Origin of the sequence: Gilliamella sp. B3023, from assembly GCF_026536845.1 — a bacterium.
Taxonomy (GTDB): Bacteria; Pseudomonadota; Gammaproteobacteria; order Enterobacterales; family Orbaceae; genus Gilliamella; species Gilliamella apicola_E.
This window is the reverse complement of record NZ_JAFNNH010000005.1, coordinates 1-24,138: the sequence shown is the minus strand read 5'-3', so window position 1 is coordinate 24,138 and position 24,138 is coordinate 1. Positions and strand designations below refer to the sequence as shown.

Sequence of the window (24,138 nt, the reverse complement as noted above, 5' to 3'; positions counted from 1 at the left end):
AAAATAAGTGTTAGCAGAACTTAATTATTTTTATGGTAAACCGACAACTCATGGTTTATATAAACAGCAATTTGAAGATTTCATCGTTATTGAAGAGCTTGGTTTTGAGTTTACTGGTGAAGGTGAACATGTTTTAGTTTATCTTGAAAAGAAAGATTGCAATACGGTCTTTGTCGCCGAACAATTAGCTAAATATGTCGGTATTTCAGCTAGAAATGTCAGTTATGCTGGCCTTAAAGACCGTCAAGCAGTTACCCAGCAATGGTTTAGCTTACATATGCCAGGTAAAGAAACACCTGATTTTTCAAAATTTGATTTAACGGGCTGTCGAATATTGCAGATTACTCGTCATAATAAAAAATTAAAAATAGGGGCTTTAAAAGGTAATCGCTTTAAAATTATTTTAAGAAACTTAACCGATAATATTGAGCCTAAATTAAACACAATTAAACAATATGGTGTCCCTAATTATTTTGGTGAGCAAAGATTTGGACGAGATCAAAATAACATAACCCAAGCAATAAAATGGGCAACTGGCGAAATTTCAGTTAAAGATCGTAAAAAAAGAGGTTTTTATCTTTCTGCTGCTCGTAGTGCTATTTTCAATGATATTGTCAGTCAAAGAATTAAACAAAATATTCAGCAAACGGTGCTCGATGGTGATATATTACAACTATCTAAAAGTAATAGTTGGTTTTTGTCTAAAACTGATGAATTATCACTTTTACAACAACGTTTGCAAAATGGCGAAATTAATATTACTGCACCAATGGTTGGTGATTCGCCACTGGGCACAACATCAGTTGCATTAGAATTTGAAACAAATTGTTTAAAACATTGGTCTTGCTTTGAGGAATTATTCAAGAAAGAACGAATGGAAACAATCAGGCGCTCAATATTATTGCGCCCCGAGCAACTTGAATGGCAATGGATAGGCGAAAATGATATTGAAATCAATTTCTACTTACCTTCTGGTTGCTATGCTACAAGTGTTTTACGCGAATTGATAATTGGAAATGAGTAATGCAAAATTCAAAAATGCAGGCTATGATTAATTTATTGCGCCAGCAGGGAATAAAAGATGATCGTGTTTTAGATGCTATAGCTTCAATACCGCGTGAAAATTTTGTTGATGAAGCGCTTTCTCATCAAGCTTATGATGACCGATCATTACCAATAGGTAGCGGTCAAACCATTTCTCAGCCATATATCGTTGCCAAAATGACTGAATTACTAAGGTTAACTCCGACAGCCAAAGTGCTTGAAATTGGTACAGGTTCAGGATATCAAACCGCAGTACTAGCCAAGCTGGTTGATCATGTCTGCTCAGTAGAAAGAATAAAAAGTTTACAATGGAATACAAAACGGCGATTAAAGCAACTTGATATTCATAACATCTCAACTCGTCATGGTAATGGTTGGCAAGGTTGGCCTGAACGAGGTCCATTTGACGGCATAATCGTTACTGCCGCAGCATCAGAAGTTCCTCAAACCCTTCTAGAACAGCTTGCTGACAAAGGGCGCTTAGTTTTACCTGTTGGTAAAAACAAACAAACGTTACAATTAATTGAACGTGATGGAGACAATTTTATAACTACAAATATTGGGGAAGTAAAATTTGTACCGCTTGTTGATGGGGATGTTGAATAAATCGCAAAAAATAGAAAATAATCAATTATTTTCTATTTTTTGATTGAATGTTCTCTATAATTTATTTTCTTTTGCTTTTTCTTCTGAAAGCTTCCATTCACTAATACCGTATAATGCATTAAATAGGTAAATTAAATATTGAGTTGCAATAACAATATTGTCAGTATAAATATTCAAACCGATCACTAATACATTTAACAATACCCACAAATACCAATTGAAGGCGTATCTCATCATTAATAATAGTTGCGCAACTACACCTAAGCCGAATATAAAGCAATTTGTAATGAGTTGATATGAAGTATTGCTCGCACCGATTTCGTTAGTTAAATAGATATTAAAAAATGCTGCAACAATTAAAAATATCAACGCATATAAAAATGCACTTTCATTTAAGGAACGAACTTTAACATTTTTATTCTGATCGAGATTTTTCTGCCAAGTAAATAATCCATAGATATGTGAACCAAAATAGTAAAAAGTAGGTAAGCCTGCACCGATATTGCCACCAAGAAAATTGGCACAACACTCAGCTACTACAGCAAGCATTCCCAGCACATTTCCTAAGTTTTTTCGTTTAGCTAATAAAATTACACACAATAATCCCAAAAATGCACCAGCGTACGATACGGCATAGCGTAGATTGAAATTATTAAATGGATCAGTATACAAAAATGCAAGGGTGACACAGATAATACAAAATAGTGGATAAAACTTGTTTCGTCCAATAGCGATGATAACATCTCTTAAATTATTCATAATTAATACTCTTATCATTAATAAGTTGATTGACTAGTTCAATACAGCGTAAATAACGTTCATCATAGTCAGATGAGTCGATTTGAACATAGCTGATATGGTTCTTTTTCAATAATGAGATTAGTAGTTGTTGAAAATCTTTCCGTTGTTTTGGACTTCCCAAACTACGTAAGCCATCAGCAACCCAAGGCGTGTTATTACCTAACAAAATAACCAAATCAAAGCGATAGTTATTGATCATGGCTTGTAAAAAAGGATGCTCTTTGCCTTCGTACTTTTTGCAAAATGCTTGCGTGGTAATAAAATCAGTATCAATGAACGACACTTTATTCGCATGTTTGATAGCAAAATCGATATATTGTGCATGTCCTAATGCAATTTTATCGTAATCAGCATATTGCAATGCTCGTTCATCGCCACCAAGTTGAGAAAACACATAATCACGACCATATTCCCAAGCGCTAGTGGTATTAAACATATTGGCTAACTTATTAACTAATGTTGATTTACCACTCGATTCACCACCAAGAATAGCAACAGTTCGTACAAAAAACGGTCTAACTTCAGTTGGAATATATTGCCAATTTTTTAAAGGCGCTTGACGAATTTGTGTACCACTAACTTGCATAAATCGGCGGGTAGGATCAATAAGCACAGTATCTAAATCGAATAAATCTTTATACATCGCTACATCTTGTGGTTCACTCGAATAAACGCAACTAGGATTGATGCCTTTTTCCTTGAATAACTTTTTAACGCGATCGCTCCACTCATTCCAACCATTAGGATATGAAGGAATACCATCTTCTTCTAAAAGCTCAATATGGATATTTTTCTGATATTTAAACGTTTGTAATAACCAACGAATCCTATCGTTAATTGTTGGTTGGCGTGACATTGCGCTTTCTTTAAATAGCGCCATATCTCGCATCGTATCGGAACAAAGAATCACATAAAGTTCGTCAACTTGGCTAATCGCTCTTTGAATAAGATAAATATGTCCGGTATGTAATGGATAAAACTTACCAAAAATGACACCTACCTTTTTATGTTTACTGTTGGGATCAATTTGCAAATAACGGTGTAGTGATTGTAATTTTTGAGCACTAGGATTTTTGATTTTATCATTAATTAATTGGCTCAAATAACCTTTGGTCATTTGGCAGGCATCAGCAACTGTCTGTAACGATAAATTTTTGCGTTTTATGGCAGTTTTTAAATAACTAAAACCATTCATATCGCCTCCTTACCTTTTGTTTTTTATCTGGAACTAAATTTACATCATTTTTAATAAATGTTCAATATATTAAACAAGGAAAATAATTTTACCTAATCAATTTAAATCTAATAGTAATTAACTATAAAATAGGAGATACTTTTATAATCTTAAAAATAGGCAATCTTCATTTTAAGTAACATCTATAATTTAATAATTAAAATCAGAATGATATAAGGAAATAATTCAATGAAAAAAATTGCATTAGCAATTGCATTAATTTCAGGTAGTGCTTTGGCAGATAATAACGTTAAATTAAATAAAGTGACATTATTTATTCAGGGAGCAGAATTACAAGGTCAGTCAACTGTTTCATTAACTAAAGGTGAAAGTGAAATAGTATTAACTGGTATTGCTAATGATGTTAAACCAAATACAATCAATGTAGGTTTTGGTAATAATAGTGACGTCCGAGTATTATCTACATCATTTAGTGATAACTATCTGGCTAATATTCGTAACGGCGAAGATACTCTATTAACTGTTAAAAAAATGAATAAGTTACAAGAAGATCGCGATACATTAGAAATCGAACTCAAAGCTGTTAATGAACAAATTATGCTTTTACAAGGTAACCGTTTAGATACTTTAGCTAAAAAAGGACCTGATGACTTAACAGCAATGAAAAATGTATTAGATTTTGTGAAAACCAATTTGACCACTGCGTTAAATGAACAAAATCGATTACAAAAAGAAGTCGATGAGTTAGACAGGCAGATAAGCGAATATGAAAAACAACTAGATGAAAATCAGACTAACAATGGAAAATTACACAATGCCGTTATAGTCAAAGTTGCTTCTGACAAAGATATAACGCTACCTATCACGCTTTCATATATCACAACTAAAGCAGGTTGGGAACCAGCTTATGATGTGCGAGTAGCGGATATCAATTCGCCACTCCAATTAACATATAAAGCAGAAATCCACCAAAACACGGGTTTAGATTGGCAAAATGTTGATTTTAGTTTATCGACATCTAATCCGAGCATAGATATTACTCCACCAGATTTTAATCCCTGGTATATTGACGTTTATAATGAAAAAAGCGGTTTATTTTTTTCCAAATCTGATAAAGAAGATTATTATGAACGCGATGCCAAATCGCAATTGGTTAATCCTAGTCAAATTGGCAATGTTAATACATTAGGTATCAATACCCATTTTGATATCAAGTTACCTTATACAATCAAAAACGATAGTAAAAATAATATAATCACATTACAAACCAAAGATGTTAAAGCAAACTACCAATATGTTTCAATGCCTAAATTTGATAGTAGCGTATACTTACTAGCGCAAATAAATGATTGGGATAAGTTGAATTTATTATCAGGAAAAGCCAATATCTTTTTCAGTGGTGATTTTATGGGGGAAACTATCATTTCAACCAAAAATACTAAAGGCTCATTGGATTTTTCATTAGGGCGTGATAAAAATATCTTAGTTTCTCGAAATCGTAATATAAAAGAGACCTCGACTCCTACACTATTTGGTAATGATGTTTCAGAAAAATATGCTTATACTATTGATGTCAAAAATACCAAAGCGTTGCCAATAAATATTGTTGTGAAGGATCAACTACCTGTTATCTTAAATAAAGCGGTAACACTTGATGATGCCAAATATGATGGCGCAGTATATGACAAACAAACCGGATTATTAACGTGGCAATTCAACTTAAACCCAAGTGAAACTAAAAACCTTAATCTAAGTTTTAAAATCACTTATCCAGATGGTAAAGAACGAGATATATATGGTTTATAAACCTAATAAAACAAAGAATAAAGTATGTTAATTACGTGGTTAGAACAATTTAAGCAAAATAGTCAGATCAGTTTATTAGATCTTCATTTGGCTCAATTTTTGGTTAATAAAATTGATTGTGAAGATGAAGTCATTGCTAAACGTTTTGCTTTTTTAGTTTTATCCTTAAGTATGGAAGTAAGAGCAGGGCACGTGTGCCTTGATCTTACTCGATTAGAAAATATTGAGCCACCAATCTGGTCAGAACTTAATTCACCGACGAATGACGATTGGGTTAATGTACTTAAGTTAGCATCTAATAAACATGTTGTCAGTTTTGGTGAACAACTCGCACCTTTAGTTTTTATTGAAAACAAACTCTATTTTCAACGCATGTGGTTAGATGAACGTTTTGTTGCGCAATATTTCAATCAAACTCAATTGGATATTACGTCGAGTATCGACTTAAAAAAAATACTCGACCAACTCTTTACTCACAACAGCGCAAGTATTGACTGGCAAAAAATTGCTGTTGCTGTTGCATTAACACGAAAAGTTGCCATCATCTCTGGTGGACCGGGAACAGGTAAAACAACTACCGTAGCTAAAATTCTAGCTGGAATCGTATTAAACAACCCAGCAACACGAATCGTAGCAGCTGCACCAACCGGCAAAGCTGCATCACGATTAACTGAATCATTAGGGCGAGCAATTGAACAGCTATCTTTTGAATCATTAAATATTAAAACCGAAGCGGTAACACTTCATCGACTATTGGGCGCAAAGACGGATAATCGCTCGTTTAGTTATAACAAAAACAACCAATTACATATCGATGTTCTTGTAATTGATGAAGCCTCAATGGTTGATCTCAATATGATGGCGAGAATTATTGAAGCCTTACCGACTTCTGCCCGATTAATTTTATTAGGTGACAAAGACCAACTTTCATCGGTTGAGGCCGGAGCGGTCTTTGGAGACTTATGTCACTTTATTTCAAATGGTTATAGCCAATCAAGAGCTGATGAGCTAAGCAAGTTAACCGGCTATACCATCCCAATCATGAACCAACCAGTAACAACAATCGCTGATAGCATCTGTTTACTGAAAAAAAGTTATCGATTTAACGAATCATCCGGTATTGGATTGTTAGCAAATGCAGTAAAAGAAGGGCAGTATCATAATGTTAAAAAGCTACTTGCTGATAATACATTACAAGATGTCAGTTATTATGAACTTTCATCAAATCAAACATACCAAGCGCTTTTAGAAGACTGTGTTGAACACTATAAAGATTACTTAAATGCCATTAGACATCACGCCAATAATGATATCGCTACAGTTTTAGCTAAATTCGCTCAATGCCGTTTATTATGTGCTGTGCGTGAAGGAAAATTTGGCGTAGAAGGATTAAATAAACAAATTGAACTGCTACTAGCCAAGCATAAATTGATCAAATTAAATCAACGTGAACAATGGTATATCGGTCGACCAGTTATGATTTTACGTAACAGCACATCGTTAGGTTTATACAACGGTGATATAGGAATTACACTAACAGCTGAACATGATAGTTCAAAATTGCGAGTCTATTTTCCATTTTCGGATGGAGTCATTAAAGGTTTTTCACCTTATCGACTACCTGAACATGAAACAGCCTATGCAATGACAATACACAAATCACAAGGTTCTGAATTTGATCATGTAAATATAATACTACCCACTGAATTCTCTCCGTTACTTAATCGCTCTCTACTCTATACGGCAATCACTAGGGCGAAAAAGTCCGCATCCATTTACGCTGATGCCAAAATATTAGAGCGCGTGGTTAAAAGTCAAATACATCGGGAAAGTGGATTAGTTGAGCAAATAGCAAATTATTCGCAAAAGAATTAAAGAAAAGATAAGCAAGCACCAACTAATAATAGCTGGTGCTTTTTATATATTAATGGATGATCTTCGCTAAAAAGTCTTTAGCACGATCAGATTGTGGATTAGTAAAGAACTGTTCTTTAGATGTATCTTCAATGATCTCACCGGCATCCATAAAAATAACGCGATGGGCAACTTTGCGAGCAAAGCCCATTTCATGGGTCACAACCATCATTGTCATCCCTTCATAGGCTAATTCAACCATAACGTCTAACACTTCGTTAACCATTTCTGGATCAAGTGCTGAAGTTGGTTCATCAAATAACATAACAATTGGATCCATACAAAGTGCACGAGCAATCGCAACACGTTGTTGTTGCCCACCAGAAAGTTGAGCAGGGAATTTATCGGCATGTGCTAACAAACCCACACGATCTAAAAGAGAAAGGGCTTTTTCACGTGCTTCTTCATTTGATCGGCCAAGCACTTTAACTTGAGCTAGTGTCAGATTCTTCAAAATTGTCAGATGTGGGAAAAGCTCAAAATGCTGAAACACCATACCCACTTTAGAACGTAGTTTTGCTAAATTAGTCGATGGATCAGTAATCTCAGTACCATCAATCGTAATTTTACCTTTCTGAATAGGCTCTAAACCATTAACGGTTTTAATTAATGTTGATTTACCAGAACCTGATGGTCCACAGACAACAACAACTTCGCCTTTACCTACTTTAGTAGTACAGTTTTTTAATACTTGAAATTTTCCGTACCATTTTGATACATTTTCTAAGGAGATCATCTACTTATCCCTTTCTTGAAATAATTAACTAAACGAGAAGCAGTATAACAAATTATAAAGTAACTTATTGCTGCAAAAATAATCATTGAATACTTAACTGTGCCACCTTGAACGACACCAATTTGTGTCACACTTGCACCAAATAAATCAATTAAACTCATCACATAAACTAAAGATGTATCTTGGAACAAGATAATACCTTGGGTTAATAACAATGGTACCATTGATCTAAATGCTTGCGGTAATATTATCAAACGCATTGCCTGGCCTTTAGTCATACCCAACGCATAAGCGGCATGATACTGACCTTTAGCAACGGCATTAATACCAGCACGAATGATTTCTGAATAATAGGCTGCTTCAAATAAAGCAAACGCAATCATTGCTGAAACAACCCTAACATCAGCATATGGTGGCAAATTAAACACATGCTTAATAACTTGTGGTAATGCTAAATAGAACCATAACAACACTAATAGTAATGGAATGGAACGGAATAAATTGACATAACATTTAGCAAAAATATTTAAAATTTTATTGTTTGATAAACGCATTAAAGCTAGCACAGTTCCCCAAATAATACCGAATACAACAGCGGTAAAGGTGATCTTAGTTGTTAGCCATAATCCAGATAACAATAAATGATAATTGTTTAAAACCAATGAAGGTATATCTGCAATCCAACTTAAAATTTGCATATTAACCTCCATGACTCATATTAGGTAAGCGTGTATGTTTTTCAACAAAACGCATAATCGTTAACACAGCATAGTTTATCAACATAAACGCAATGGTAACGCCACATAATATTTCAATAATACTATTAGTTGCATCATTAATACGATCGATTTGACCGATCAAATCAATAAGCCCAATGGTCGAAGCCACTGATGAGTTTTTAATGATGTTGGTCATTTCAGATGTTAATGGTGGAATAATACGACGATAAGCATTAGGTAATAAAACATACATATAAGCTTGTCGATTGGTTAAACCAAGCGCAATTGCCGCATAACGTTGGCCTTTAGGTAGAGTTTGAATACCTGTTCTAACTTGTTCTGCAATACGTGCAGAGGTAAACAAACCTAAAGCGATTGCCGCAGTAATAAATGCGCTGACATTAGGAGAAATGCCAGAAATAAACCATGTTTTTAAGCTACCAGATAAAATTTCTGGAAAAAGCATATACCATAAAAACATCTGAACAAGTAATGGGATATTACGGAAAAGCTGGATATAACCGGCAGCAAAGCTATTTAGAAATTTATTTTCTAAAGTTCTGCAAATCCCTACTAGTGATCCTAGTATGAATGCAATAATCCAAGCTGTTACTGCTAATGAAACGGTAACGATAATACCGTCAAAAAGCCAGTTTAAGTAAATTCCATCACCATAAGGGGTGGATTCAAAAAATAGTGTCCAATTGAAACTCATAATATATTTATTTCACTAAATTAGATTATGTACTAAATGCAAAAACACTTAGTACATTGGATTAGAAAGATATGAAAAGTATTAATCTAATGCTTTATCATTTGGATTTGCAAAAAGCTCAACCATTTTAGGTGAAATTTCAAGAGCCATATTCGCACCTTTAGGTGGAACTGGTTGAGTAAACCATTTGTTATAAGACTCTAATGCTTTACCAGATTTTTGTGCATCAGCAATAGCTTTATCCATCAATTGTTTAAATTGGGTATCGCCTTTTCTTAACATACAACCATAGGATTCGTAAGATAATGGCTCGCCAACAATTTTCCATTCAGCTGGATTGATAGCGCGTGAACGTTCACCAGCTAAAAGTGCATCATCCATTAAAAATGCAGCAGCACGACCTGTTTCAAGGGCATTAAATGCATCACCATGATCTTTAGGCGTAATAATACGAATACCTAAATTATCTTTATTATTAATTTGATTTAATCGGACTTCAGAGGTAGTACCCGCAGTAGTTACCACATTTTTACCTTTTAAATCTTCGATACTATTAATATTGCTGTCTGCTTTCACTAAGAATCGAGTACCAACAATAAAAATGCTATCAGAAAAGCTTACTGTCTTTTGGCGCTCAAGATTGTTAGTAGTAGAACCGCATTCAAAATCATAAGTATAGTTATTAAGTAATTGAATACGCGTTTTAGAAGTAACCGGTAAATATTTAACTTTAAGATCTGGCATATTCAACTCTTTTTTAACTGCATCGACAATTAAATTAGAATAATCTTGTGAATAGCCAATAACTTCTTGTTTTTCACCATAGTAGGAAAATGGAATAGAAGATTCACGATGACCAACAACAATCACACCACTATCTTTAATTTTGGCTAATGTACCACTTAATTCTTCAGCAACAGCGGCACCACTCATTAGTCCAAGCATTGCTAATGATAACACTAATTTGGTTAATTTTGTCTTTTTGTTCATACTCATCTCCTACTGTTTAATTTGTATCATATTAAATAAATTTAATATTTTTACAAAGGGCGTATATTATAACTTATTTTTCATCATAAAAGTACTTTTTACTGTATATTTATCGATTAAAAGGACAAGCTACAACCTAGGTTTATCTAGATTTTCACAAAAATTTAACTCAGACAATTTTTTGAATTTCAATAATATACAAGCAATATTTATGCCAAAAAATTGATTATCGACGTTTTTTTACAAAAACCAAAATAAATAGCAAAGAAAGAATAAGATAATAAGCTAGATCGCCAAATCTAGCATAAGGAGTCAAACCAACAGTTGGAGATAACGTATAATTTAAAACATTGGTTTGAAATTGCGGTAATTGCTCAATAATATAACCATGATGGTCAATAATTGCTGTAATACCGGTATTGGTACTACGAATCATTGGTCGACCAAACTCTAACGCTCTAGCTTGTGCCATTTGCAAATGTTGTTTTGGCCCAATACTATCACCAAACCAAGCATCATTTGAAACGGTCAATAAAAAATCTGTATCAGGTGCAAAATTCTTCCACATCAAATTCGATAAAATCACCTCATAACAAATTGCAGTAGTAAACTTAAATCCCTTCATTGTAAGCTGAGGTTGCTTTTCTGCTCCCGCTTGCATTGACGACATAGGGATATCAAGGATATCTGCAATAGGATCTAACAACGATTGGAGTGGTGTAAACTCGCCAAAAGGTACCAAATGATGTTTTTGATATCGATTTGCGGTAGGGTATTGATATGGGGTATGTTCACCTAAAACGAGTAAAGTATTATAAATATCTGGATTTGCTTGATAACCATTATTACCAATACGATAATCAATAATACCAACTGCAATTTCACTGCCATTTGCTCTGGCTTCATTATCTAAAAACTGTAAATAAGGTTGCTGATTTATCTCGTAATCAGTAATACTGGCTTCTGACCAAATAATAATTTTATCTTTACCAAAATTCTTTTCGGTTAATGAAGCGTAGGTTTGTAAAGTGTTATCTAACTGCTCTCTGCTCCAACGTAGTGATTGTAAAATATTTCCTTGAATTAAGCTGAAATTAGCTGTCCGGGAATGATCAATGGTTGTCCAATTAATTGAATTGAGTGAAACTGGTGCAAAAATGATCGCAAATAGTGCGACAATTGCACCAAATGTGTGCTTTATAAAGGCTGATTGCTTGAAATGGTACAAATAATAAACACCCAATCCACAGCATATAGTAAAGAGTAACGTTACCCCATTAATTCCAACGATTGGGAAATAATTTCGTAAAGGGCTATCAAGTTGACTATAACCTAATTCTAACCAAGCGAATCCTGTTAAAATATAGCCTCGTAAAAATTCGGTAACTTGCCACAAAATTGGTGCCAGTAAAACCAATTGTTTCATTGAACACTTAGTTGCAAAACGGTCACAGGCTCTCAATAACCAAGCAAATAGCATTGGATAGAGCGCTAAATAGCTAACTAACAGCCCCAAAATAATAATCGCAACTGACGTTGGCACTTCACCATATTGTTTAATACTGATATAAACCCAGTGAACACCAGCTAAAAAGTAGCCTACACCCCAACTAAAGCCAACTAGTACAGCTTGCTTTTTTGTTTTATCAGCAACTAACCATAAAAGCCCAGCAAAAGACACAAAGGCAATTGGCCAAAAATGGAAGGGCGCGTAACTAAATACGGCAATGGCGCCTAAAAAAAGACTCAATAGAATATGCTTAAGCATTTTGCTCTAAATTAGGAACAACTGCATCTTCAGGAATTGTGACATGCAATTGAATAATTCGTCTACGGTCAACAATGGTTACCTTAAATTGATAGCCATCAATAGTAATCGTCTCGCCTCGAATTGGTAAACGCCCAAAATGTTGCATCACCAAACCGCCGATAGTATCCATCTCCTCATCACTAAATGAGGTGCCAAAGATCTCATTAAAATCTTCAACTGGCGTAAGGGCACGAACGGAGTACATAGTTGGTGATAAACGACGAATATCTCGATCTTCAACCTCATCGTATTCATCCTCAATATCGCCAACAATAAGTTCTAAAATATCCTCGATAGTCACTAAACCTGAAACGCCACCAAACTCATCAATGGCCATCGCCATATGGTAGCGCTGCATACGAAACTCTTTTAACATATGATCAACGCGTTTACTTTCAGGAACAACAACAGTCGGTCTAAGGATCTTCTTCAAGTCAAAATCATTAACACCTTGTCGAATATAAATAAGTAAATCCTTAGCTAAAAGTACTCCCTCAATATGGTCTCTATCTTCACTAATAACCGGGTAGCGTGAATGGCCGTGTTCAGAAATAATATCTAAACATTCATCAAGGGAAAAATTATCTTTGATTGTTACAATTTGAGAGCGGGGGATCATGATATCGCGAACGCGCTGATCAGCTATATCCATTACACCTTCGATCATATCAAGGGTATCTGGATCAATAAGTTCGTTTTCTTCTGCTTCACGAATCACTTCAATAAGTTCATCTTTATCTTTTGGTTCTGAATTGAATAATTGACTTAACCATAATGTAAACCCTTTTTTGGGTCTCCGGTGATTATCATCACTCATTTGCTCTCTTCCTTTCATATATCAAATGTATTTTGAGTTATAATTTTATATTAAACAGACTATTAAAAATTAGTCATCTAATCAATTAATAAATAAGGATTATCAAATCCTAACTGTGCCATTATATCGATTTCGATATTTTCCATTTCTTCGGCTTCTTCGTCAAGGATATGATCATATCCTAATAAATGCAAACAGCCATGAACAATCATATGCGCCCAATGTGATGTTAACGACTTATGTTGCTCAATTGCTTCAGCTTCAACCACTTGCTTACAAATCACCAAATCGCCAAGTAATGGAACATCAATTTCAACTGGCGATTCAAACGGAAACGACAAAACATTGGTTGGCTTATCTTTATTGCGATAAGTATGATTAAGGTGTTGACTCTCTTCCTTATCGACAATCCGAATAGTGATTTCAGCATTCTCCACAAACTGCGGTAAAATTACCTCTAACCACTGCATAATTTGTTGCTCACTTGGCAGATTATCTTGCTGCTCGGTGGCAATTTGCAAATCTAAAATATTCATTCAAATATCCAACCTATTCACGATGATAAGGATGATTAGCCGTTAAACTCCAAGCACGGTAAAGGCTTTCAGATACAATCACTCTAACTAGTGGATGTGGTAGCGTTAAAGGTGATAGCGACCAACTTTGCTCAGCAGCAGCTTTACAAGCGGGAGACAGCCCCTCAGGTCCACCAATTAACAAACTAACATCACGCCCATCTGCTTTCCAACGTTCAAGTTGCTTAGCTAAATCATGAGTGGTATAAGGTTTACCGGGAATATCTAGCGTCACAATGCGATTACCTTTACTACAAGAAGCCAGCATCTGCTCACCTTCTTTATCTAAAATACGCGCAATATCGGCATTTTTAGTCCGTTTTCCTGCGGGGATTTCAATGAGTTCTAAAGGCATATCTTTGGGGAATCGAGATTGGTAATCATCAAAAGCGGTGGTTACCCAATTTGGCATCTTGTTGCCAACAGCAATAAGCTGTAGTTTCACGTAACTAACTCCAAAGCTTCTCGAGTTCGTATAATTGTCGGCTCTCTTCTTGCATTATATGAACGATCACCGAATCCATATCAACGACTACCCAATCCGCATCATTTTGGCCTTCACTGCCTAATACCACATGTCCTTGCTTTTTAGCTTCATCAAGTAGATGCCCTGCAATTGACGAAACATGACGATTTGAAGTTCCAGTACAAATAATCATATAGTCGGTGATACTTGACTTACCACGCACATCAAGGGTAACAATATCCTTGCCTTTTAAATCATCAATTTTATCAATAATAAAGTCTTGTAATGATTGTTGCAAAATATACTCTCTACTAATATACATAAAGCGCTAGTATAGCATATTTTTTCAAAATCGCCTTGAAAATAGCACATCTCAATCAGTACAAATCAAAAAATGTGAGGAGCGCACTTTTTAAAATAAAAAAAGTTGAGGAACGGGGTTTTTGACACCCCAAATCTTACAACTCAACCACCTGATCAAACAATGGATTATCCGTTAATCTATGTGTAACCATCAGCAGAGTTTTATCGTAGTTTTTGATAAGTTCAATTATCTGCAGTTCAGTTTGTTGGTCAAGACTTTCGGTAGGCTCATCCATCAACATTAATGGTGAATTATGTAGTAATGCCCGAGCAATACCGATACGTCGAGTTTCACCACCTGATAATGATCGTCCTCCTTGCCCTAATGGCAAATCTAAACCCTGATTGGTTGAGATCAATTTGGAAAGCCCAACTTGATGTAAAATATCCATTAACTGTTGATCAGAAGCGTTTGGATTACCGATTAACAAATTTTGTCTAAGCGAGTCACTAAAAATAGTTATCACTTGAGGAACCACAGCAATCGCCTGACGTAAAGTTGGCTCGTCAAGTTGATTAATCGGTATATCGTTGATAAAGATATTACCTGAAGTGGGTTCCCACGCGCGCGTGACTAAATTAAGTAATGTGGATTTGCCACAACCGGTTTTACCAATTAAGCCAATATGTTTGCCGGCTTCAACTGTTAATGAAAAATGGCTTAAAACTGCAAAAGGTTGATTTGGGTAGCTAAAGCAAACATCTTCAAACCGCAGTTTTGCGGTAGTCAAATCTATCGAACTGCCTTGCTCGACAAACTGGATATCTGGTGTTTGATCAAATAAAGCGGTTGTTCGTTTGGCTGACGCTAATACTTGCCCTAAAAAGATAAATGCAGTAGGGATTGGCGCTAAAATTTCACTACTAGCAAGGCAGACAAACACAAATAGGGCAACTAAAGGCGATAATGTATATTGAGTGATAAGCCAAAGCACTAACAAAGTCAAAAAGCCAGCAATTAATACCACAAGAGCGCTCGAGAGCGCCATTAAAGTAGACTGCTTTTGTTGATGATAAAGCCAATCTGATTCAAGTTTGTCGAGTTTTGAGCGATAACGATCTTGCGCATTAAATAAAGTCAGTTCAGCTTGGCCTTGTAGATAATTAACCAACAATGCGCGATACTCACTTTGCTGTTTAGCCAGTATTTCGCCTAATTGTTTACCTGCATAATAAAAGATCACCGGTATAGCAAGTAGAGTAGTAGTTAGTACCATGCTGATAATTAATGCAATAGGAAAGTTGATATAACTTAATCCGACAAACAAGAGCACAATAATTACCAGTGCCGTTACAATAGGTGAAAAGAGTTTTAGATAGAGATGATCAAGGGCATCAATATCCACAATAAAACGATTAAGAAGATCGGCTTTTTGATATTGGGATAATTGGTTAGCGCTTAAAGGAAGGATTTTTTTAAATGCTAATGTTCTTAAATACGCTAATATTTTAAAGGTGGTATTGTGATCAACCAAGCGCTCAGCATAACGGGATGCCGTTCGCATAATGGCAGCCGCTCTTACGCCCGCAGCAGGTAACATATAATTAAACGTATATAAACCCGCCACACCGACTACCGCGGTAGAAGCTAAAAACCATCCAGATAAAGAAAGTAAAAAAACACTGGCAAATAATGTAAGAATAGCTAAACCTAATCCAATAACAATTTGCCAAAAGTAGTGCTTATAAAGTGCAATATAGGGACGTAATAGCGCTAGCATAAGCTCTCCTTGATGGCGTTAAGTTGTCCTTTCGACAATTTCCATACTTGGTCAAATTCATGCATATCATCATGTTGATGAGTGATAGTGATACTATTTGTCGCAATATCATAGGGTGCCAACTGCTGAACTGTCTGCTTATCTAAACTTGCGGTCGGTTCATCAAGTATCAGTAATTGACAAGGTTTCAGCATTGCTCTAGCAAGGGCGATGCGCTGAGCTTGTCCGACTGATAATCTAACCGCATCTTCACCAACTTGGGTATCGACGCCTTCTGGTAATTGATCGATAACATCAGATAATTGCGCTTTTGCAATAACCTCGTCAATTTCATTGGCGCTCGCCATGGGTTTACCCAGTAGAATATTTTCACGAATCGAACCATTAATCAAATAAGGATTTTGCCCAATCCAACTGATTTGATGTTGCCAACTTACTAAATCAAGCTGATTAAATTCAATCCCATTAATTTTTAGCGAACCCTGATAAGGTAAAAAGCCAAGCAATACTTGCATAATAGAACTTTTACCTTCACCACTAGTACCAATTAGCGCTAATTTAAATGGCGCTTGTAATGAAAAGCTAAGTGGGCCAACAATAGGCAAACCTTCGTTAGATAACACGATAAGATCTTTCGCTTCAATTGTTTTTAAAACATTTATTTCAGAAGGAATGGTTGATGATGATTGATTAGACTCGTTTTTTTTCTCAACGCTATCAAGTGGCAATTTTTTATTTAAAAAAGTTTCAATATTATCAGCTGCGGCAATGGCTTCTGCTTTGGCATGATAATAGACGCCCAAATCACGTAGCGGTTGAAAATATTCAGGTGCTAAAATCAAGGCAAAAAAACCAGCAAATAACGTGACAGTGCCATTATAAGCACCAAAATCAAACTCCCCTAAATACGAAAAACCAAAATAGACCGCCACAATTGCAATCGAAATCGACGTAAAAAATTCCAAAACCGCTGATGACAAAAACGCCATCTTTAATACTTGCATCGTTTTAATTCGAAAATCTTCAGACGCCTTGGCAATTTGCTCGGTTTGCTGTTTGCCTTGATTAAATAAGCGAATAGTACTCAGCCCTTTAAGGCGATCTAAAAAGTGCCCACTTAAATAAGAGAGTGCTTTAAAATGACGACGATTAATATCCGCGGCTCCCATTCCCACTAAAATCATAAAAATAGGAATTAGCGGAGCAGTACAAAGCAAAATCACGGCCGCGGCCCAGTTAAAAGGGAAAATAGCAATACAAATTAATATCGGCACCATACTTGCCAGGCGCATTTGCGGTAAATAGCGAGCAAAAAAATCATGCAAATTATCAACCTGCTCAATAACTAAGGTACTCCAAGCTCCTGTAGTACTTTGACTTAAATATGCAGGGCCGAACAATTCAAACTGATCGATAATTTTTTGCCGAATTTGTTGGCGGATTTTTTGGCCTAAAGCAAAGTTAATCTTTTCACGGAAGTAAATAAGCAAGCCACGCGCCAATAGGATGACAACTAAAGATAAAAAATAAGGGAAAACGGTGGTAAAAGGAGTCTGATCGATGATCAACTTCTGCAAAATAATCGCCAATAAAGCAGCTTGGCCGATCATTAATAGACTCAACAAAAAACCGAATAAAACTGAAGCACGCAAATCTGGTTTATGCATTTTTGTGTGCTGTTTTAACCAGCTAAGTAAATAATTTTGACGTTTTTTATCTAGTGACATTTTAATTTATCTAAATAATGTTCAGCATCTAACGCAGCCATACAGCCTGTTCCTGCCGAGGTAATGGCTTGTCGATAAATATGATCCATAACATCGCCCGCAGCAAAAATTCCTTCTACGCTAGTTTGTGTTGCATTACCTTCAGTACCTGATTTCACCTTGATATAACCATTATCAAGTTCAAGTTGGCCTTCAAAAATTGCGGTATTGGGTTTATGACCAATAGCAATAAATACCCCCATTACTGATAACTCTTCGGTTAGATCAGAATCGATAGTACTTCGTAATCTTACACCCGTTACGCCCATATTATCGCCAAGAATTTCATCGACGATTTGATGAGTATGCAAAATGACTTTACCTTCTTGCACTTTTTCAGCTAAACGATTCATTAAGATTTTTTCAGCCCTAAAACTATCGCGACGGTGGATTAAATGGACTTCACTGGCAATATTAGCCAAGTAAAGGGTCTCTTCAATCGCAGTATTACCGCCACCAACAACAGCCACTTTCTGATTACGATAAAAGAAACCGTCACATGTAGCACAGGCTGACACACCTTTACTTTTAAAAGCTTCTTCAGAAGGCAACCCGAGATATTGTGCGGAGGCACCAGTTGCAATGATTAACGCATCACAACTATATTCCGTATCGCTACCAAATAGTTTGAATGGCTTTTGGCTAAAATCAACGCTATCGATATGATCGATAATAATTTCGGTATCAAATCGTTCGGCATGTTGTTGCATTTTTACCATAAGTTCAGGACCCGTTAATTCTGGATTTGCCGCTGGCCAGTTTTCGATCTCGGTCGTGGTGGTAAGTTGTCCACCTTGTTGAGTGCCAGTTATTAATACTGGAGAGAGATTTGCTCGCGCGGCATAAACCGCTGCGGTATAGCCAGCAGGGCCTGACCCTAAAATTAATAAACGGGCATGTTTGGTTTTCATTTTGTATCCTTCCTATTATTCTGGCTAAATAAAATATGATTAGCGCAATTTATAGATGATAAGTCTAACATTATCAACTATTTTCTTGTAAAAAAAATGTTTATTACAGCAATAGGTGAAGGTGATAAATAACACGGAGTAACGTTAATTTTCCTTATATTTTCAAATTGTTAAATTAATTTATGTTTTTAACAAATTGATTTTATTTATTTAAAGTTTTTATAAGTTTTAATAATTAATTATTACTGTTTTAATCATTAGGCGATAACGCCTTCACTCGAAATACGACAAGCCACCATTAAAAAATGGAAATGCTATCAGCTAAAACTACGTGGGTAAAAGAAATTTTAAACTCAACTCAGCAGAATATTAACGATCCAAAAATCGCAAATATATTATTGGGTGTTGAATTTATTTTAGATTCACTATTAGCAGATGCGCAAACGCTTAATAACACGTCTGAATAATTGTTAAAAAAAGAGTTAATGCCGCCAGTTGGCGACATAAGACTAATAGCAATTAAGATAAGAAAGTGGTGACATCTTCAAGTGACCAACGAATATGAGGTGGTTGCTCATCAATACGATAACCTAACGCTAAACACAGCCCAACACCAAATACCTCACGACTAAATGTTGGAATATGTTTTTCTAAAATATTAATCACCTTATCATATTGGAATCCGCCAAGCGCACAAGAATCTATGCCATGATAAGCCGCTGTAGTCATCATATTTGCAGCAGCAATATAACCTTGCATTTCTGACCAGCTATCAGCATTTAAACCTTCTCGTAAACCATAAGCAATATAGTTAAGAAAATCTTGGCTAGCTTTATCAATTGCCGTTTGATCGTTCTGATCTGGCAATGTTCTTCCTATAGCTTGACGTAAATATGGACTTTGCAAAGTAAAATTATTCGCTTTACGGTAAAGTAAAATCACAAAATGTGAACAGCTAGTAACTTGTTCTTGGTCATAACAAGCAGCACGCAATTCAGCTTTGATATCTGCATTATCGACAACGACAAAATGCCAAGGCTCAAAACCAAACGAAGAAGGCGATAAACGACCCGCGTCTAAAATAATTTCAACATCGCTATGACTAATCTTTTTTGATTCATCAAACCGTTTACAAGCATGTCTAAACTCCAAAGCTAACGATAGTTTGTCCATAATGTCTCCTAAGATTTCTTATTCCATGGTGCCACTTTCAATAGTAACACCATGCCGGGTATTGCTAATAGCGTACATAAACCAAAAAAGTTGGTCCATCCTAAATATTCAACCATAATTCCTGTTGTTGAATTAATCAATGTTCGAGGAATAGAAGCGATGCTGCTAAATAACGCAAACTGTGTTGCAGTATATAATGGATTCGTGGTTTTGGCTATAAAAGCAACAAAAGCTGCCGAACCAAGACCAACCCCCAAGGATTCAACACTGATCACTATGGCTAACATTATTTTTTCACTGACACCAATATCATTAAAAGGGCCTTCAATTGATAACCAGGCAAAACCTAAAATAGAAAAGACTTGAACAAAACCAAAGTACCATAAAGCCCGATTAATCCCTATTTTTATCATCAAAATGCCGCCCATAATCCCGCCTAATATCCCTGGCCATAATTGCGCATTTTTAGCGATCAAACCAATGTCTGGTAGGCTGAATCCCATTTTCATATAAAAAGTAGTCGCTAACGATGTCGCCATGCTATCGCCTAACTTATATAAAAATATAAAGGCCAAAATGATCATCGCGGATTTAACGCCTTTTCTTTTAATAAATTCTAAAAAAGGATTGATAATAATATCTTCAAAATTATGGGATTTTGGTATTGGTTTATTAATTGGCTCTTTTATCAACAAGGTAATAATTATCACGGGCAACATAAATAGCGCCGTGACCATAAAAACGCTACTCCAAGGTAAAAAATGAGATAAGATTAGCGATAATGAACCGGGCACCAAACTGGCAAGACGATAAACGTTAATATGAATACTGTTCCCTAATCCAAGTTCAGTATCAGAAAGAATTTCTTGGCGAAATGCATCTAAAGCGATATCTTGCGTGGCTGAAAACAGCGCAATAATGAAACAGAGTGTAGCAATAATCCAAATATTCAGAGTAGGTGAAAAACACCCCAATATAGCAATAAAAAAGAGCAATATTATTTGCGACAGAAACATCCATCCCCGTCGACGCCCCATCCCAAACAGTGAAATATTGTCCATAAATGGCGCCCAAACAAATTTAAAAATATAGGGCAGTTGAGTTAATGAAAATGCACCAATAGCTTTTATATTCAGCCCTTCACTGGTTAACCAAGCAGGTAAAAGTTGAATTAACAAATAAAAAGGAAGACCGGAAGCCAAACCAGTAAAAATACAAATAAGCATTTTAGTGGAAAAGATAGTCCTAAGAAGAGAAACTTGTTTTTTATTCATTAGTTAACATTATCGGTCAGTTATATAGCAAAGTGCTATCATAGCATATTAATAAAAAAAATAATTGCTAAAGCTAACATAAAGCGTTTTACTATACAGGTTAATTTTTAACTCAACTTTCAAAAGTAAGCATTTAATCAACATTCGCCAAAAAAATATCAAGTAAACAATGCGTTTCAATCATCACTAAAACTTAAAAGATGCATTAATTAAACGCCTATAAGGGGGATTGCAGTATGAAAGAAACAGTCAAAGTCGCTGTTTTTAGCAGTAAGCATTACGACAAAGAACATCTCGAAATCGCCAACAAACACTTTGGTTTTGATATCGAATATTATGAGCATAAATTAAGCCATAAAACGGTTGTCACCGCGCAAGGTTATGATGCTGTTTGTGTATTTGTTAACGACGAAGTTGATAAATTAGTTCTACAAAAATTAGCCCATTATGGTATTAAAATCTTAGCATTACGCTGTGCGGGTTTTGATAATGTTGATCTCGATGAAGCAAAAAAATTAGGGATCACCGTTGTTCGTGTGCCAGCTTATTCCCCAGAAGCGGTGGCTGAACATGCGGTTGCATTGATGATGACACTAAACCGCAGAACCCACAAAGCTTATCAACGTACTCGCGACGCTAACTTCTCGTTAGACGGCTTAACCGGTTTTAACATGCATAATCGTACAGCAGGTGTGATTGGAACGGGTAAAATTGGTCAAGCAGTGATCCGCATCTTAAAAGGATTTGGCATGAATATCCTTGCTTATGATCCTTATCCAAATGATATCGCTGTTGAATTAGGTGCACAATATGTTCAATTAGACGAACTCTATGCCAAATCAGATGTTATCACCTTACATTGCCCAATGTCTCCTGAAAATTATCATCTACTAAATAAAGAGTCATTCAACAAAATGAAAAATGGTGTGATGATTATCAACACAAGCCGAGGTGGTTTATTGGATGCAACCGCTGCAATTGAAGCGTTAAAACAGACCAAAATCGGTGCACTAGGTATGGATGTTTATGAAAACGAACGAGACCTATTTTTCGAAGATAAATCTAATGATGTCATATTAGATGACGTATTCCGTCGATTATCAGCCTGCCATAACGTGATTTTTACTGGTCATCAAGCGTTTTTAACCCAAGAAGCACTATTAAATATCTCTGACACAACCTTAAATAATATAGCGCAAATAGCTGCAGGAAAAGAGTGTCAAAATATTGTTAAATAACAATAAATAATTTAATATGTCGCCGTTTTTTAACTAAATGAATATGGATGATTTATGCAACGTATCGTTATTTGTGTCATGATGGTTTTATGGCTCACTGCTTGTTCGAGTGGGGGATCATCGAAATCGCCAATGCAGCAGCATCGAGGACATTCGAATGTAAAGGGTGGCGTTTATCTAGAAAAACAACACGAAGAACCAAAAGCCAATAGTGCCCCTTTATCGGTCGATAAAGAAAAATTCATCACAATGATGGTAAATAAACATGGCTTTAACCGCCAACAACTTCGCAATGTTTTAGAACAAACCAACAAACTTGATTGGGTTATTGGTTTAATGGACAAACAAGCGCCAAAATCAGGAACGTCAAACGTACCTAATGGCGCATGGATTCGTTATAAAAATAAATTCATCACCCCAGGTAACTTACCTAAAGGTGTCGAATTTTGGAATAAATATGACAAAGATCTACAACGTGCTTACAAAGAGTACGGTGTACCACCTGAAATTATCGTCGGAATTATAGGCGTTGAAACCGGGTGGGGAAGAGTAATGGGCAAAACCAAAATTATCGACGCATTATCAACCCTAGCATTTTATTACCCAAGACGATCACAATACTTTGCTAAGGAACTTGAAGACTTCTTAATTATGTGTCGTGATGAAGGTGTTGATCCGTTTGATTTAAATGGATCATTTGCTGGCGCAATGGGCTACGGACAATTTATGCCATCAGCCTTTAGAAATCATGCTATCGACTTTAACCATGACGGTCATACCGACTTATGGGATCCAGTTGATGCAATCGGCAGTGTAGCAAACTATTTCAAAGCACACGGCTGGCAACGAAACAAAAAAGTCGCAGTGGTTGCTGATGGTCAAGCGATCGAACTCGATACAGGCTTTAGCACCAAATATACGATTGAACATCTAGCTAAAGCAGGATTAAAACCAAAAAGCTCAATCGACGGTCATAAAGAAGTCAGCTTATTACGTTTAGACATGGGTGATAATTACCAATTTTGGTATGGACTACCTAACTTCTACGTCATCACTCGCTACAACCATAGCACACATTATGCAATGGCAGTATGGCAATTGGGATTAGCCGTTAAACAAGCTAGATAAAATTAACCTTAAAAGCAAAAGGTCGCAGTTGCGACCTTTTTTATTAATCCTAATAAACTCTCTAAAAAGTTGAGGAGTGGGGTTTTTGGGATTCAAAATTTCACTTAAAAAGTTTTAAATGATCAAACTTACTAAATTTCTAGTTCAAAGCCCTAAAATAAAATTTCCGATGATCTTTAATCATTTATTTAAAGATTTGTAATGATGAGATGATATATTGAATTAAAACAATATTTAATCAATTACAATTTAGATCCTTTTTAGATTCTATTTACAAAAGTTAACGTAAATGAGCGAAAAAAAGTGTTGCATCGTGTTTTTCCAATCACTATACTTTTTACACGGTTTTAGCTACAAGGCTAAAATTTGA

At 35.6% G+C, this 24,138-nt stretch carries 22 protein-coding genes; 6 read left to right on the top strand and 16 right to left on the bottom strand.

The features are described from left to right. Positions 1-7 precede the first annotated feature (7 nt). Both truD and J3U16_RS04330 read left to right on the top strand, forming a co-directional pair. A complete protein-coding gene (gene truD / locus J3U16_RS04335) occupies positions 8-1,024 on the top strand; it encodes a tRNA pseudouridine(13) synthase TruD (protein ID WP_267330146.1) in 1,017 nt (338 codons plus the stop codon). Next, on the top strand, positions 1,024-1,650 hold the full coding sequence (locus J3U16_RS04330) for a protein-L-isoaspartate(D-aspartate) O-methyltransferase (protein ID WP_267342542.1): 627 nt from the start codon (positions 1,024-1,026) through the stop codon (positions 1,648-1,650). The genes truD and J3U16_RS04330 overlap by 1 nt, the downstream gene beginning before the upstream one ends. Before the next feature lie 54 nt (positions 1,651-1,704). On the opposite strand, the gene pnuC is transcribed toward J3U16_RS04330, so the two are convergent. Together pnuC and nadR are read right to left on the bottom strand one after the other, a co-directional pair. Next, positions 1,705-2,409, bottom strand: coding sequence for a nicotinamide riboside transporter PnuC (pnuC, locus tag J3U16_RS04325; protein WP_065562141.1), 705 nt, complete (start codon positions 2,407-2,409; stop codon positions 1,705-1,707). Beyond that, complete coding sequence (gene nadR, locus J3U16_RS04320; protein WP_065562140.1) at positions 2,402-3,646, bottom strand: multifunctional transcriptional regulator/nicotinamide-nucleotide adenylyltransferase/ribosylnicotinamide kinase NadR; 1,245 nt, start codon at positions 3,644-3,646, stop codon at positions 2,402-2,404. Before nadR ends, pnuC begins: the two co-directional genes overlap by 8 nt. Positions 3,647-3,874: 228 nt before the next feature. Here nadR and J3U16_RS04315 point away from each other — a divergent pair, with 228 nt between their 5' ends. Both J3U16_RS04315 and recD read left to right on the top strand, forming a co-directional pair. Beyond that, positions 3,875-5,452, top strand: coding sequence for a mucoidy inhibitor MuiA family protein (locus J3U16_RS04315; RefSeq protein ID WP_267330147.1), 1,578 nt, complete (start codon positions 3,875-3,877; stop codon positions 5,450-5,452). Between the two features lie 24 nt (positions 5,453-5,476). Continuing rightward, positions 5,477-7,327: an exodeoxyribonuclease V subunit alpha gene (gene recD, locus J3U16_RS04310; RefSeq protein ID WP_267330148.1), complete on the top strand. Its 1,851-nt coding sequence runs from the start codon at positions 5,477-5,479 to the stop codon at positions 7,325-7,327. A 49-nt stretch (positions 7,328-7,376) separates the two neighbouring features. Here the strand turns inward: recD and J3U16_RS04305 are convergent, their stop codons facing one another. From J3U16_RS04305 to J3U16_RS04240, 14 genes are all read right to left on the bottom strand, one after another. Next, positions 7,377-8,102, bottom strand: coding sequence for an amino acid ABC transporter ATP-binding protein (locus J3U16_RS04305; RefSeq protein WP_065562137.1), 726 nt, complete (start codon positions 8,100-8,102; stop codon positions 7,377-7,379). Then, a complete protein-coding gene (locus tag J3U16_RS04300; protein WP_065562136.1) occupies positions 8,099-8,800 on the bottom strand; it encodes an ABC transporter permease subunit in 702 nt (233 codons plus the stop codon). Before J3U16_RS04300 ends, J3U16_RS04305 begins: the two co-directional genes overlap by 4 nt. Position 8,801: 1 nt before the next feature. Next, entirely contained in the window at positions 8,802-9,536 is a 735-nt protein-coding gene (locus J3U16_RS04295; RefSeq protein WP_065734340.1) for an amino acid ABC transporter permease, read from the bottom strand. An 81-nt stretch (positions 9,537-9,617) separates the two neighbouring features. Next, positions 9,618-10,526: a glutamate/aspartate ABC transporter substrate-binding protein gene (locus J3U16_RS04290; protein ID WP_065562134.1), complete on the bottom strand. Its 909-nt coding sequence runs from the start codon at positions 10,524-10,526 to the stop codon at positions 9,618-9,620. Between the two features lie 226 nt (positions 10,527-10,752). Further along, the gene (gene lnt / locus J3U16_RS04285; RefSeq protein ID WP_267330149.1) at positions 10,753-12,276 is read right to left on the bottom strand and encodes an apolipoprotein N-acyltransferase; all 1,524 of its coding nucleotides are present in this window, start codon (positions 12,274-12,276) and stop codon (positions 10,753-10,755) included. 10 nt (positions 12,277-12,286) lie between these two features. Continuing rightward, complete coding sequence (gene corC, locus J3U16_RS04280; protein ID WP_065734343.1) at positions 12,287-13,153, bottom strand: CNNM family magnesium/cobalt transport protein CorC; 867 nt, start codon at positions 13,151-13,153, stop codon at positions 12,287-12,289. Positions 13,154-13,230: 77 nt separating this feature from the next. Continuing rightward, entirely contained in the window at positions 13,231-13,689 is a 459-nt protein-coding gene (gene ybeY, locus J3U16_RS04275; RefSeq protein WP_065562131.1) for an rRNA maturation RNase YbeY, read from the bottom strand. A gap of 13 nt (positions 13,690-13,702) precedes the next feature. Then, on the bottom strand, positions 13,703-14,173 hold the full coding sequence (rlmH, locus tag J3U16_RS04270; protein WP_220225000.1) for a 23S rRNA (pseudouridine(1915)-N(3))-methyltransferase RlmH: 471 nt from the start codon (positions 14,171-14,173) through the stop codon (positions 13,703-13,705). A 4-nt stretch (positions 14,174-14,177) separates the two neighbouring features. Further along, the gene (rsfS, locus tag J3U16_RS04265) at positions 14,178-14,495 is read right to left on the bottom strand and encodes a ribosome silencing factor (RefSeq protein ID WP_065734345.1); all 318 of its coding nucleotides are present in this window, start codon (positions 14,493-14,495) and stop codon (positions 14,178-14,180) included. Positions 14,496-14,652: 157 nt separating this feature from the next. After that, a complete protein-coding gene (gene cydC / locus J3U16_RS04260; RefSeq protein WP_267342540.1) occupies positions 14,653-16,278 on the bottom strand; it encodes a heme ABC transporter ATP-binding protein/permease CydC in 1,626 nt (541 codons plus the stop codon). After that, entirely contained in the window at positions 16,272-18,005 is a 1,734-nt protein-coding gene (gene cydD / locus J3U16_RS04255) for a heme ABC transporter permease/ATP-binding protein CydD (protein WP_267342538.1), read from the bottom strand. The genes cydC and cydD overlap by 7 nt, the downstream gene beginning before the upstream one ends. Beyond that, positions 17,996-18,955: a thioredoxin-disulfide reductase gene (gene trxB / locus J3U16_RS04250; RefSeq protein ID WP_065734348.1), complete on the bottom strand. Its 960-nt coding sequence runs from the start codon at positions 18,953-18,955 to the stop codon at positions 17,996-17,998. Before trxB ends, cydD begins: the two co-directional genes overlap by 10 nt. A 519-nt stretch (positions 18,956-19,474) precedes the next feature. Then, positions 19,475-20,128, bottom strand: a complete 654-nt coding sequence (locus J3U16_RS04245) for an NAD(P)H-dependent oxidoreductase (protein WP_267342537.1) — start codon at positions 20,126-20,128, stop codon at positions 19,475-19,477. Between the two features lie 8 nt (positions 20,129-20,136). Next, complete coding sequence (locus J3U16_RS04240; protein WP_220224995.1) at positions 20,137-21,402, bottom strand: AmpG family muropeptide MFS transporter; 1,266 nt, start codon at positions 21,400-21,402, stop codon at positions 20,137-20,139. 236 nt (positions 21,403-21,638) lie between these two features. Between J3U16_RS04240 and J3U16_RS04235 the strand changes: the two genes are divergently transcribed. Continuing rightward, the gene (locus J3U16_RS04235) at positions 21,639-22,640 is read left to right on the top strand and encodes a 2-hydroxyacid dehydrogenase (protein ID WP_065562123.1); all 1,002 of its coding nucleotides are present in this window, start codon (positions 21,639-21,641) and stop codon (positions 22,638-22,640) included. 54 nt (positions 22,641-22,694) lie between these two features. Then, positions 22,695-23,768, top strand: coding sequence for a lytic murein transglycosylase B (gene mltB, locus J3U16_RS04230; RefSeq protein ID WP_267330153.1), 1,074 nt, complete (start codon positions 22,695-22,697; stop codon positions 23,766-23,768). The last annotated feature ends 370 nt before the right edge of the window (positions 23,769-24,138 follow it).